The 13,135-nt window shown below is 64.4% G+C and carries 12 protein-coding genes; all 12 read right to left on the bottom strand.

Annotation, left to right across the window (positions count from 1 at the left end; all coding sequences use genetic code 11):
* From KHO30_RS20950 to KHO30_RS20895, 12 genes are read right to left on the bottom strand one after another with little or no spacing between them, the layout of a single operon-like run.
* Window positions 1-1,197, bottom strand: a complete 1,197-nt coding sequence (locus KHO30_RS20950; RefSeq protein WP_211702126.1) for a beta-ketoacyl-[acyl-carrier-protein] synthase family protein — start codon at window positions 1,195-1,197, stop codon at window positions 1-3.
* Entirely contained in the window at window positions 1,194-3,605 is a 2,412-nt protein-coding gene (locus KHO30_RS20945) for an MMPL family transporter (protein ID WP_211702123.1), read from the bottom strand. The genes KHO30_RS20950 and KHO30_RS20945 overlap by 4 nt, the downstream gene beginning before the upstream one ends.
* On the bottom strand, window positions 3,605-4,288 hold the full coding sequence (locus tag KHO30_RS20940) for an outer membrane lipoprotein carrier protein LolA (RefSeq protein WP_093639111.1): 684 nt from the start codon (window positions 4,286-4,288) through the stop codon (window positions 3,605-3,607). Before KHO30_RS20940 ends, KHO30_RS20945 begins: the two co-directional genes overlap by 1 nt.
* Window positions 4,276-4,707 carry an acyl-CoA thioesterase gene (locus KHO30_RS20935; RefSeq protein WP_093639108.1) on the bottom strand — a complete coding sequence of 144 codons (432 nt, stop codon included), beginning with the start codon at window positions 4,705-4,707 and terminating at the stop codon, window positions 4,276-4,278. The genes KHO30_RS20940 and KHO30_RS20935 overlap by 13 nt, the downstream gene beginning before the upstream one ends.
* Window positions 4,704-6,311, bottom strand: coding sequence for an HAL/PAL/TAL family ammonia-lyase (locus KHO30_RS20930; RefSeq protein WP_211702120.1), 1,608 nt, complete (start codon window positions 6,309-6,311; stop codon window positions 4,704-4,706). The genes KHO30_RS20935 and KHO30_RS20930 overlap by 4 nt, the downstream gene beginning before the upstream one ends.
* Window positions 6,298-8,067, bottom strand: a complete 1,770-nt coding sequence (locus KHO30_RS20925) for a glycosyltransferase family 2 protein (protein WP_211702411.1) — start codon at window positions 8,065-8,067, stop codon at window positions 6,298-6,300. The genes KHO30_RS20930 and KHO30_RS20925 overlap by 14 nt, the downstream gene beginning before the upstream one ends.
* Window positions 8,067-9,761 (bottom strand): ApeI family dehydratase, encoded by a 1,695-nt coding sequence (locus KHO30_RS20920; protein WP_211702118.1) that lies wholly within the window; start codon window positions 9,759-9,761, stop codon window positions 8,067-8,069. Before KHO30_RS20920 ends, KHO30_RS20925 begins: the two co-directional genes overlap by 1 nt.
* Window positions 9,758-10,420, bottom strand: coding sequence for a COG4648 family protein (locus KHO30_RS20915; RefSeq protein WP_211702115.1), 663 nt, complete (start codon window positions 10,418-10,420; stop codon window positions 9,758-9,760). The genes KHO30_RS20920 and KHO30_RS20915 overlap by 4 nt, the downstream gene beginning before the upstream one ends.
* Complete coding sequence (locus KHO30_RS20910; RefSeq protein ID WP_093639096.1) at window positions 10,420-10,671, bottom strand: acyl carrier protein; 252 nt, start codon at window positions 10,669-10,671, stop codon at window positions 10,420-10,422. The genes KHO30_RS20915 and KHO30_RS20910 overlap by 1 nt, the downstream gene beginning before the upstream one ends.
* Window positions 10,672-10,673: 2 nt before the next feature.
* Entirely contained in the window at window positions 10,674-10,973 is a 300-nt protein-coding gene (locus tag KHO30_RS20905; RefSeq protein ID WP_054037294.1) for a phosphopantetheine-binding protein, read from the bottom strand.
* Window positions 10,948-11,742: a lysophospholipid acyltransferase family protein gene (locus KHO30_RS20900; protein ID WP_093639093.1), complete on the bottom strand. Its 795-nt coding sequence runs from the start codon at window positions 11,740-11,742 to the stop codon at window positions 10,948-10,950. Before KHO30_RS20900 ends, KHO30_RS20905 begins: the two co-directional genes overlap by 26 nt.
* Window positions 11,726-12,439: a beta-ketoacyl synthase chain length factor gene (locus KHO30_RS20895; RefSeq protein ID WP_211702112.1), complete on the bottom strand. Its 714-nt coding sequence runs from the start codon at window positions 12,437-12,439 to the stop codon at window positions 11,726-11,728. Before KHO30_RS20895 ends, KHO30_RS20900 begins: the two co-directional genes overlap by 17 nt.
* Window positions 12,440-13,135 lie beyond the last annotated feature (696 nt).

Raw genomic sequence — 13,135 nt, 5'->3', positions numbered from 1 at the left:
TCACCGTCCAAGAATCAGGCTGACATTGCTGCCGCCGAACGCAAACGAATTGCTCATCACGTACTGCGGTCCCGCGCCTTGCGGCAAAAAGCGTTCCGTTTCGACCAGGTCCAACGTCGGCAACGCCGGATCCGCCTCGCCGTCCCACAGATGGCGCGGCAGCGGCACGGGTTGCGAGCCATTCGCGGCCGCCAGCGTCAGCCATGCGAAGGCGAGTTCGGTCACGCCTGCCGCGCCGAGCTGGTGACCCGTCAGCGGCTTCGTGCCGCTTGTTGCCACGCCGTTGGGGAAGACACGCGCCATCAGCTTCGCTTCCATCTCGTCGTTCTTGCGTGTGGCGGTGGCATGCAGATTCACATAGCCGATGGCCGACGATGCGACGCCCGCATCGGCCAACGCCGCTTGCAGCGCGAGTTCGCCGCCCACACCTTGGGGGTCCGGCGAGGAAATATGATGTGCATCGCTCGATTCGCCGACACCCGCGAGCCGTACCGCCGCTTCGTCGCGGCTCATCAGAAACACGGCTGCGCCTTCGCCGACGTTGATCCCGCTGCGATTGCGGCTCATCGGATTGGTGCGTACGCCGCTGGTCGATTCGAGCGAGGCGAAACCCTGCACCGTCAACTCGCACAGCGAATCGACACCGCCCACCACCACCGCGTCGCACAGTCGTAATTGCAGCAGACGGCGCGCCGACGCAAAGGCCTTCGCGCTCGAGGTACAAGCGGTCGAGATCGTGAAGGCCGGGCCCTGCACGCCGAGCGCGGCGGCGGCAAACGGCGCGGCGGTGCCGATCTCCATCTGCCGGTAATTGAAGTTTGCGGGCAGCTTGCCCGCTTGTGCCTGATAGACGAATGCGGCTTCGGCCGCTTCGATACCCGACGTGCTGGTGCCGAGCACCACGCCGATCCGCTGCGCGCCGTAACGCTCGCGAGCCGCGTCGACCGCGGGCGCGATCTGCGTCAGCGCCGCCAGCAGCAAGCGGTTATTGCGGCAGTCGTAGCGCGCGAGCCCGGCGGCCGGCGCCAGATCGAGCGGCGCGAGCACGCTGCCGACGAACGCTTCGCCGATGCCCGTATGTACGTGCGCCATACCGGGTGCGTGACCGGCAACAAGCGCCGGGACGATTGCGTCGAGGTCGCCGCCGAGCGCATTGATCATGCCGAGCGCGTGCAAATAAACTGATGGCGCCTTCATGCGGCCCTCCTTGATTCCGATGGCATGCCGATCGGCGCGAGCAGCACCGATACGAGGATGCCGAGCGCGAGCGTGGCGCCGAAACTCTTCAGCGCGGGCATCGCGCTCATACCGAGCATGCCGAACGACAACAGCGTGGTGGCCGACGACAGCAGCACACCGGTCCACACCGCGCCGAGATCGGCGTCCGCGCGCAGGCAGCCTTCGCGCAGAAACACCGCATAGTTTGCGCCAACGCCGAGCACCAGCATCAGCGCGAGCCAGTTGAACAGATTGAGCGGCACGTGAGCGTAGCCGAACACCGCGAGCGTGACGACGACCGCGAGCAGCACCGGCAGCGTCACGGCAATGCCACCGCGCGCGCGGTAGCGCAGCATCAGCAGGACGAGTACGAGCGCGAGCGCACCGCCGAGCCACCAACCGCTGTCCACGCGATACGCGCCGAACAGCTTCGACACGCTCGCCGCCTTGTCGACGAATACGACGCCGGGCAGCGCCTGCGCGGTGGCGATCAGCGCAGGTTCGTTCTGCGGCGTCACGCCTTGTGGAATCACGACCGCTGCATACGCTTTGGTAGCCGAATCGACTTCACCCAGCCACAAATGCCTGTAGGGCTGCGACCACGGTGCGGCGAGCCACGTCTCGGCCGTAAGCAGCGGCTGCGGTTTCGCATACGCGGCGAGCCAGGCATCGGCGACTTCGTCTTTAAAGCCCGCCTGCAGCAGCGTGGCACGCAACGCCGCGGGATTGTTGAATACGTGCTGCGCAAGCAATGCACGGTCTGCGTTTTGCTGCTTCACGGACGGCACGAATTGCGCCACCGACTGATAGCTGCCCACCTTGTTCGCGGTGCCGTTCAACCCGTCGAGCTTCGTACCCAGCGCTTCGACGCGTTGCAAAACGATTTCCGGCGTCTCGCCGCGCACGACAAAAAACTGCGCGCTGTTATCGACACCCACCGCCGCGCGCACCTTGTCTTCCTGCGCGACCAGCGAAGGATCACGCTGGATCAGCAGATGGATATCGTCGTCGCTCGTCAGACGCAACCAGCCGGGAATCGCCACGATCAGCAATAGCGCCGCGACGAACCATGCGCGCTTGCCGCCGATCGTGCGATGCCAGACCGTCAGCAGACGCGCCGCACCAGCGAACAGGTGCCGCGGGCCGCGCTTCGGCGGGCGCGTGAGCAACGCGGGCAACAGCCACAGCACGGAGGCATACGCCGTCACAATGCCCGCAATCGCGAAGCATGCTATCTGCTTGAGCGCCGGGAACGGCACCCACGTGAGGATCGCGTAGCCAAGCAGGCTGGTGGCAAGCGCGACCGTCAAGGCCGGGCGCACGGCACGCGCGCCACGGCGCGAATCCCAATCGCGCTCTGCACCGAGATAGACCACGAAATACTGAATCGAATAATCGACCGCTTCGCCGATCAGACTCGCGCCGAACACCAGCGTCAACAGATGCAGTTGACCGAACACCAGCATCGTGACCGCAAGCGCGCAGACGATGCCGAGCGCCGTCGAAACGAAACCGAGCAGCAACAGACGCGGCGAGCGGAACACCCACATCATCAGCAACGCAATCCCGCACAGCGACGCGACGCCGATCAGATGCACCTCATGTTCCGATGCGCTACGGGCCGACTCCGCGTAGAACACCGCACCGGTTCTCGCCACCGACACGTCAGGGAACGCCTGCTTCAGGCTGCTTTCACCCTGCGCAAGCGCGGCGAGCACGGCGTGCTGCGTTTTCGATTCGTAGGCGGAGCCCGGCAGCGTGGCGACGATCAGCACGCTGGTCGCGCTGCCGCGATGCGACACCAGCATGTTGTCTTCGAGTTCGAGATTCGACGTGGCGAGCGGCAAACCGCCGAGCCAGTGTTCGAGCCAACCGAACGGATCGTCGGCGAGCGGCGTGGTCAGGCCTCCGTGCAATGGGCTGTAGATGCGTTGTGCAAGTGCGTCGTGCAGCGTGGGGCTTGCAGCATTGCTCTGCGCGAGTGCCGCGCGGTCAGCGGGCGCCAGCAAACCGAACCGATACGGCATATACAGCGCGGCGATCTGCGACAGATCGAACGGCGGCAGCTCCGCCGTCACCGAGCCGAACGCCCCGCTCTTCTGCAACGATGCGCCGAGTTGTTTCGCAGCCGTTTTGGCGTGCGCGTCATCGTTGCTGGTGACCAGGAAAACCGTGCGGTCGCCCAGCGCACTCGCCAGCGTATCGACCGCCTTTTCGGCGATCGGATCCGCTTCCGTGGCAGGCAGCAACGCCAACAGATTGGTCTGCAGCGGTGAGGGTCCCGCAAAACGCCAGCCGCAATACAGCGCTGCGGCGAGCGCGAGCAGCAGCCACGCGGCGCGCATGCCCCACGCCTGTTTCGCGGACCGCTGTTGCAGCACCTGCATTACGGCGCTCCGAGAAGGCTACGCTCAGCCGGCGTTGGTTCGCTCACCGCAGCGCTTTTCGCAAAGTCGAGCTTCGTGATGTCGCCGTTCGCGAGCGTGATGCGCAAGCTCTGCAGATAGTCGCCGCCGTTCATTTGCAAACCTTTGATCGACTGCGCAATCTGCGGCTGGTTCGGCGTGAGCTGCATGCGCCACTGCGCGGCGCTGCCTTCGGCCTGCACGTCGAATTGCGAATAGAGCGCCGACAGATCGCCGCCTAGCATCGCGCGCATCATCTTCGAAACCTGCGCGACGCCGCGTGTGCCCTGGGCACTGTGAGCGGTCACACGCTGGCCGTTGGCGTCGACTTCGGCGACGCCCGCGTCGGTGATCACGTAGGTGGCTTTGTAAGGCGTGTCAATCTGCCAGATCACACCACGATCGCGGAAGAACAGCAGCGAACCCGTGCTGACGAGCGGCTGCTTCATCGCGGCGAGCGTTTGCGTTTGCGTGAATTGCGCACGAACGCCCTTGGCCTGGGCAAGGTGGGAGGCGATCTGCGAGACGAGTGCCGGGTTGCCGGCGGACTGCGCGGCTTCAGCCGCAGACGCCACCAGCGGCCATGCTGCCAGGCTCGATACGCTTAGGGTGCCTAGCGTGAGCAACGCTCCCGCTGCCACACCGCGCAAGCTCATCGTCCCCATACGCGCTCCAGCTTTTCGAATACGACGGGCGGCGACACGAACTGCAATTCCTGCGTCGCGGCATCGACCGCGACCTGGATCGTGTAGCCCTTCGTCAATCGCGTACCGGATGCGCAGTCGACAATTTCATAGCCTATTTTCAGGCGATTTTCGTGTTCGAGCAGTTGCGTGCGCACTTCGAGCGCCTGGCCGTAAGTAGCCGGGCGCACATACTTCAGATGTGCTTCGACGATCGGCCACAGGTAACCTGAAGCCTGCATTTCGCGGTAGTCATAGTCGAACGTGCGCAGGAGCGCCGCGCGGCCGATCTCGAAGTACTTCAGATAGTGGCCATGCCAGCACACGTTCATCGCGTCGACGTCGTGAAACGGCACTTCGACCATCGCGCTGGCAGTCAACACTTTAGGGGAGCCGCTCATGCGTTCGGGCCTCCGCGATAGTCGTTCAACAGATCGCAGGCGGCGATGCGCGCAGTCAGTGCGCGCAGGTCGCTTTCCAGCGCGCGGTCTTCGTCGACGAACGGCGACTGCGCCGTCACGCTATCGATGAACGCTTGCAGCGGCGCGGGAACAGGCGTGGTGCTGTCGATCTTCAAGCGCAGACGCGCGGCTTGCACCGTCGCCAGCGTATGCGCGGCGGCAACCTGCTCGGTCAACTCCAGCACGCGCAAACAGTCGCGCGCAGCGATCGTGCCCATGCTGACCTTGTCCTGATTGTGCGCTTCGGTCGAACGCGAGAACACGCTCGCCGGCATCGTGTTCTTCAACGCTTCGGCCGTCCATGCGGACGACGAAATCTGCACCGCCTTGAAACCGTGATTGATCGCTGCGCGCGCGGGCGCAGCACCCGACAGGTTGCGCGGCAAGCCGTTATTGAAATTCACGTCGACCAGCAGCGCGAGCTGCCGGTCCATCAGATCGGCGAGATTGGCGACCGCGACTTTCAGCGAGTCCATCGCGAACGCGATATGGCCGCCGTAGAAGTTGCCGCCGTGCAGCACGCGCTCGTTGTCGGGGTCGATCAGCGGGTTGTCGTTCGCGCTGTTCAGTTCGTTCTCGACATCGCGGCGCACCCATGACAAAGCATCGCGCGCAACACCGATTACGTGAGGCGCACAGCGAATCGAATAGCGGTCCTGCAGACGATGCCCCGGCGTATCGTCGCGCCCACTCAGATCGTCGCGAATCCACGCCGCGGCTTCGGCCTGGCCTGCATGCGGCTTCACTTCGAACAGCATTGCGTCGAAGTGCGCGGCGCGGCCGTCGAGTGCCACGGTAGAGAGCGCGGTGAGACGTGCGGTGAGGCGCGTCAGATGATCGGCGCGCGCGAACGCGAGACAGGCGAGGCCCGTCATCACCGCGGTGCCGTTCATCAGCGCAAGGCCTTCTTTCGGCGCGAGCGTCAGTGGCTCGTGACCCAGTTCGGCCCAGACTTCGCGCACGTTGCGCAGACTGTCTTCGAACATCACATCGCGTTCGCCGGCGAGCGCGGCGGCTACATACGAGAGCGGCGTCAGGTCACCGCTTGCGCCGACCGAGCCTTCCGACGGAATGCGCGGCAACACGCGATGATTGATCAGATCGGCAAGGCGTTCAAGCAACACGGGGCGCACGCCGGAGAAACCATAGGCCAGCGAGTTGAGTCGCGCGGCGATCACCGCGAGCGTTTGTGCGTCGTCGAGATACTGGCCCATGCCGCAGCCGTGGTAACGCGTCAACTGCAACGGCAACGCTTCGACGAGTTCCATCGGCACGTCGACCACGCACGCGTCGCCATAGCCGGTGTTGACGCCGTACACGGTCGCGCCCGACGCCAGATGCCGGCGCAGAAAATCCGCGCCGCGCTGGATGCGCGCACGCCACGCCGGATCGGCGCTCAACGCAACCGGTGCGCGATGGTGAGCGATCGCAACGACTTCTTCGATCGTCAGCTTGCGGCCGCCGATCGTTACCGCTGCCGCGTTCGCGCGGGTGTTCTCACTTGCGCTAGCGCTCTGCGCCTCGATCAGATCATGTTCGGCCATGTGTGCCTCGCTTGGGGCTGGCCCAGAAATCGAAGAAATTGAACCATTGATAAGGTGCCTTGCGGCAATAGTGTTCGAGGCGCGCCGCGTACCGCTGCGCCCACGCGGCAAGATGCTGCGCGCGTTCGCGGCGCGGCAACTCGATGCGCTCGGCGAACGGTTCGAAATACAAACGATAACCGTCGCGCTCTTTCAGGCAGAAGAACAGATAGACAGGGCAGCCCAACGCATGTGCGAGCACGTAGGGGCCTTGCGCGAACGGCGCAGTCGAGCCGAGAAATTGCGCTTCGGTCGTGCGACCCGCTTCGTGGGCGGGCACGCGGTCGCCGACGATCACCAGCAGCTCGCCCGCATCGACGCGCTCCTGCATCATCATCGCAGTCTCAGGACCGAAGTCGCTGACTTCGAGCAGATGCCGCGCGAACTGGCTATTCGCCGACGCCAGCACGCTATTGAAGCGCCGCGCGTGTTCGGTGTAGACCACCGCGGTGACTTTCGCGTAGGCGCCCTGCGCGGCGAGCGCGCGGGTCATTTCCAGATTGCCGAGATGCGCGCCGATCACGAGCGCGCCTTTGCCGCTTGCCACCAATGCTTCGAATGCCGATGGGTCTTCGAATTTGACGTCGGCGTTGTTGACACGACCGGACCACGCCGCGAGCTTATCGAAACCCGATTGCGCGAACGCCAGCATGTGGCGATAGGCGGACAGCCAACCCGGGCGCGGCGTATCGCCGTGCGGTGCGGCCGCACCGAGACGCGTGAAGTAGTTGCTCGACGCCTCGCGTGCGGCACGACCCGTCAGCAGAAAATACGCGACGATCGGATGCAGCCAGAGCGCGGTGAAACGGCGGCCGAATAACTTGCAACTGAGGGCGAGCAAGGACATGCCCAGATGGCTGCCGCGTTCGGCGATTCGCCACCAGTCCTGGGGGCTTTGTTCGTTTTGTTCAGCGTGCTGGCCGGGTTCGTTCTGATCGCCCTGCTTGACCGCCTCACTTGCAATAGCCGAACGGCGTGGCATCACTTTGTGCGCGAGCAGCATCGGCAGACGCCACAGCATGCCGAACACGAGGCGCGTGTGGCTGCGGCTGATGCGCACGTTGTCCCACAGCACGTCGAAATGCGAGACGCCGTCGCTTGCATAGGTGACGCGCGTCGGAATCGAACGGAACGCGGCGCGCCGCCAGTGCAGACGCACGAGAATTTCGATGTCGAAGTCCATGCGCGTCGGCAGTTGCACGCTGTCGATCAGCTCGCAAGCAAGCGCAAGCGGATACAGACGGAAGCCGCACATCGAATCGCGGATCGTCAGCGAGAGCGTTTCGATCCACACCCACACGTGTGTCAGATAACGGCCGTAGAGGCGCGATTTCGGCACGCTCTCGTCGTAGACCGGGCGGCCGAGGATCACCGCGCCCGGTTCGGCAAGCGCCGCGTCGATGAAACGTGGCACGTCCGTCGCGTCGTGCTGGCCGTCGGCATCGATCTGCAGAGCGTGCGTGTACTCCGCGGTGCGTGCGGCGCGTAGTCCCGCCATCACCGCCGCGCCTTTGCCGCCGTTGACCGGCAAACGTAGGAGCGTAAGCTGCTCCGCGTACTGTTGCGCGAGCGAAGCGAGCACCAACTGGGTCGCTTCATCGCTGCCGTCGTCGACGACAAAGATCGGCAAGCCGTGCACCGCGAGATGGGCAACGGTCGCGCCGATCGCGTCCTTGTGGTTATAAATCGGAATGACGATGCAAGGAGCGAAGCGCATCATGCGGGCTCCCGATACACGATCACACCGGACGCGCATTCACGCCCGCTCAGCCGGTACGCGAACTGCACGCGGCCACGCGCGGCGTCGTGTGCGAGCGTGAGATTCAGCACCGCGCCCGGTGGCACCGGCGCCATGAACTTGAGGCGATCGACCGATGCCAGTGCTCGCACGGCGGGCACGTGTTCAGCGGCCAGATGCATGGCCCAGTGCACCTGAACGACGCCCGGCAGAATCGGCAGACCGGGGAAGTGGCCGGCGAAATGCACGAGCGTCGGCGGCACGCGCAGTTCGTAGTGCAACGTGTCGGCACTGCGGGCTTCGGCGAGCACTTCCACGCCGTCCTCGCGCGGTTCGAATGCCGCCGCGACAGCGGCCACCGGCAGCTTGCCGCGCGCGTCGAACGGCAACGTGAGGCGGAAACGCCAATGACGCGGCAGCACCACCACATCGAAATAGGCAGCGAGATGTCGGCGCAGGGTGCGCGCGAGTTGCACGCGGCCATCGCCGCGCAATGCCTCGCAGCCGGCTTCCGTCAGCGCCACGACGGCGCCGACGCGCTCGCGCGAGGCGCCTTCCAGCGGCGCGATCGCCGCTTGCGCAACATACGGATGCAGCGCGAGACGCGCTTCGAGCTCCGGCAACGACACGCGCTTGCCATCCAGCTTGAGCACGCGATCGAGGCGGCCTTGCAGGCGGAAGCGGCCATCGGCGTCGAACGCGATCTTGTCGTCCGTGCGATGCCAGCCGGTGTGATCGAGATGCGGCGAGCGGACATTCAGCGCGCCGTCTTCGTCGCGGCGCACTTCAATGCCGACGACCGGCTGCCAGGCATCGGTCCGATCCTGACGACGCCACGCGATGCCACCGGTTTCCGTACTGCCGTAGATTTCGAGCGGCGCAGCGCCATAAGCGGCGGCGTATTCCTGTGCGGCTTCCAGGGCGAGCGGGCCGCCTGAAGAAAAGAACGCGCGCGGCGCCGGCGTCAACGCGGCGAAGCCGGGCAGCGCAGGCCAACGCGACAATTGCGCGGGCGTCGAGACAACCACCGTCGCGCCGCATTGCTCGATCTGCGCTTGCAGATGCAAAGGCTCGATGCTGATGGTGCGGTCAAACGCGCGGCCCGCTGCAAGCGGCCATAACACGCGAAACAACAAACCGTAGATGTGATGATGCGGCACGCTCGCGAGCATCGTCGCATCGCCGACCAAAGCACCCCACTGCTTTTCGAGCGTGTGCACTTCGGCATTGAATTGCGCGAGGGTCTTGCGGATCGGTTTGGGGGCGCCGCTGCTGCCGGAAGTGTAGAGCGTCAACGGAGCTTGCGGATCGATCGTGTGTGAAGCATCAGCATCAGCGTCTGCGTCTCGCACGCCAAGTGGCAGGTCGGCGTCGGTCAGCACGGCGTCGTACACATCGGCCAGATCGGCGAGATAGCCCGGCGTCGCGTTGGCCGGAATCACCGGCTCCTTGCCGCACGCGAACAGCGCAAACAGCGCGCAGGCGAAATCGAACGGATCATCGATACACAATGCGTAGCGGCGCGCGTCTTGCGTTTGCATCAGCGTGACCAGCGTCGACACACGAGCGCGAAACGCTGTGCGGTCGAGCACCGTCGCGCCGTCGCGGCATACCGGCGCATTCACGACGGCGGCCCCATGGCCCGCCGACAACAGGTCGTGCAACGCAATCATGCCGCCTCCGAACGCGCGGCTCGCGGCAGCACCACCAGATAACGCCAGATGACCTCGGCTACCAGCAGCACGCCGATCAACCCATAAGCGATCGCGCCGTTATAGAGCGACCAGTTTGCGCGGCTCCAATAGAGCGCCGTATAAGCGGAGAACGCGCCGTTCAGCGCGAAGAAAACGCACCACACCTGGGTCACGCGCCACGTATGGCGCACGGCGCCCGGCGGCAGATCCGGATTGCCCAGCCGCGCGAATTTTTCGATCATCGACGGCCCGCGCACGAGCGTCGCACCGAACGCGATCAGCAGACCCAGATTGACGAGCGAAGGATAGAGGCGCAGCAGCAGTTCGCTGTTGGTGAACACGATGGCCGCCGAGGCGCAGCTCAGCAAGCCGACCACGGTGCAGTCGATCGTGGAGAGCCGGCGCAGCGAGGTCGCGACCGGACCGCTGCCGGCCCAGCGTTGCAGCCACAGAATCGCAAACAGCATGCAGCCGACATAGCGCGGCGTGTCCCAGCGCCAGGCACACAGAATCAACGCGGGATACGCGAGTTTCAACAGAACCTGCACCACCGTTTTGGCCCAGTGGCGCTCAGTGCCGGGCGAAGCCTCGGCGGGCCGGCTCGCCGCCGCTTGCATTCGCGAGCGCACGGATGGCATCAGCCTTGTGCCGCCAGCAGCGATTCGACCGCACCGATCACATCGCCGACCGTGCGCACCGACTTGAATTCTTCCGGCTTGATGCGGCGGCCGGTCATTTCCTGCAGTTTGATCGCGAGGTCGACGGCGTCGATACTGTCGAGATCGAGGTCCTCGAAGAGATGCGCGTCTGGCGTCACGCGCTCCGGCTCGATCGCGAAGTTCTCTTTGAAGATGGCGCGGATGCGCTCAAGAATCTCTGCCTCGTTCACGATTAATCCCCTTTTCTTGTGGTTTCGTTCACAGCATGCGCCGTTTCGCGTTGACTCGCGACCAGCGCGGCCAGCGTGCTGATCGAACGGAAGTGCTCGCGGGTGCGTTCGTCGTTCGCGGCGATGGTCAGCTGGTATTGTTTGCGCAGCACGATGCCGATCTCGAGCGCGTCGATCGAGTCGAGACCGATGCCGTCGGTATCGAACAACGGGGCGTCGTCGTCGATATCGGCCGGACTCAGGTCTTCCAGATCGAGGGCTTCGATCAGAAGCTGTTTAATTTCCAGTTTTAAAGAATCCATAATCGAACAGGTGCTGAGTAATGTGAGCTTCGATGGCGCTGGTCACGCTGCGCGCCGCGAGAGACGGTGAAGTGTCGTGGTCGGCGAGTTGCTCGACGCCAAGCGGCTCGAGCACGTTCACACGGATCCTGAAAGCGCGCGCCGGCACGTCATACCAGCGCATCTGCTTGGTGAACGCCGGCGGATCGCAGTCCATCAGCACCGGCACGATCGGCGCGCCGACCTTTAATGCCATGTGCGCGAACCCGCGTGAAAACGCGTGCAGCCGGTTCGGCGCGGGGCTGCGCGTGCCCTCGGGAAAAATAATCATCGTGTAGCCCGCTGCCAGCTGTCGCGCGCCGGCTTCGACGAGTTCCGACGGATCCGCGTTGCTCACATATTCCGCCGAGCGCACGATCCCCCAGAAACACGGGTTGCCCCAGTGCGCGTTTTTCACCACGCAACAGGCGCGCGGCGTGAGCGACAACAACACCATCACGTCCAGGTAGGTCGGGTGATTGGCGACCACGATCGCCGGGCCGCCGGCGCGCAATGCCTGCCCACCCGATACCTCGAGCTCCATCACGCCGATGCGCTGCAACACCGCGACCAGCGCGCGGAAAAACCAGTGAATCACGGTCGTCACCACGCGCTGACGCGACGCCCGGTGCGGCCACAGCCACGCGAGCGGAAACACCAGCACCGAAAACAGCACGCCGCAGATGCCGAACACCACGAAGGCCATGCCTGTCGCGCAGAACCGCCAAACGTAATCAAGCCGCGCGTTCATGCCACCTCCAATGCCAGGCCGCGCCGGCGCCTTGCCAGACGGCGGGCCTACCCGTTTCCAGACAGTGCTGCAGCGCCTGACTCTGGGTCGTGAAACGTTCTTCCGTGCTTGCCTCCTGCGCGGCCACGACTGCCTCGTCACCCGCGCCGGACAACGTGCAGACCAGTTGCCCCGTCGCCGCTTCGCCGTTCAGCAGGATCGCGATCGCGCCGCCCTGCACTTCGTCTTCGATCGTGCCGTACGCCTGATCGGCCGGTTCGTCAGCGTACACCAGCAATACTGGTGCCCCGGGCTGCGTTGCATATTGCGCGTACGCTTCCAGCAGCGCGTAGCCGAGCGTCTCGGCGCCGGCCGAGATCGCGCTGGCAGCGGAACGATCGCCGCGCGCGATGCCGAACACGCCGGTCATGGCGTTCAGCACCGAGAGGCTGAAAGCGGTCGGCGAGACCGGATCTCCCGCGCTGATGGCACGCAGGATGTCCGTGGTGCGCCGCAATTCGCCGTGACGTGAAGCGAACACGACCCGGACCTCATCTTGCGCCACACAGTCGTGCGCTACCTTCAGGGCGACTCTGGACAGCGTGCTCAGGCGACGCCGCACGATCGGCTCGATGAAGCCGATGTCGGGTGCGGCAGATGCGGCAGCAGGCCAGCTAGACCAGCGAGCGACCGGAATGGTCCAGTGCAGATCGGGCATATCGGTGTTCGCGCGTAGAAGCGAGGAGAGGCTGAGGGCGCCTGACGGAATACGCAGCCGTCACAGCGTATGCGCGCCGCGCGGAACGACAATCTCCAGCCGGGGTCAATCCAATCTTCTTATATAGGGTTCAGCGTTTTAACGGCACGTGGCCCCGATTATTTAGGCGCCTTCGCCAATTAGTCTGATGGATTGACTCAGGCTCCCTGTGGTCGCCGGAATCATACTGAATATTGTGGATTAAATCAGCCACAAAAGACGTATCTATCTGTATCCGTATCGCAGGTGCGACGGATGCCTGGACAACGTCAAAATATAGGCCTGGCGGCCCTTGCGCGATCGTGAGCAGTCTGCAAAGCCGCCTTGCGGCGAGCTCCGCGGGCCAGATGGGCGCTGCTACGTCAGCAAATAGACGCGAATACTTTCATTTAACTTTCTAAACAAGTGTTTCGTTTCGGAACATTTCAACGCTTTGGGGCCGGCCTGCTGAGTGAAATGCCGTGCATTTTTCGATTCTCGTGCGCGACTTACGGAGGCTTACCGTAACGTCGTTTTTGCCATATCGCGGTGGCGCTACCCACTTCCGGTCAAAGACACGCTCGCGCCGGCAGCAAAGCAAAACGGCCTGGCAGGGTGACCTGCCGGGCCGTTTTTGTTGCGCTGCAACGTATGCGGTTCGCCGCGAAGGTGCAGCGC

Origin of the sequence: Paraburkholderia aspalathi (assembly GCF_905220735.1) — a bacterium.
In the GTDB taxonomy this organism is placed as follows: domain Bacteria; phylum Pseudomonadota; class Gammaproteobacteria; order Burkholderiales; family Burkholderiaceae; genus Paraburkholderia; species Paraburkholderia aspalathi.
Note: the sequence above shows the minus strand (reverse complement) of the source record. Positions and strands in the feature narration are given on the sequence as shown.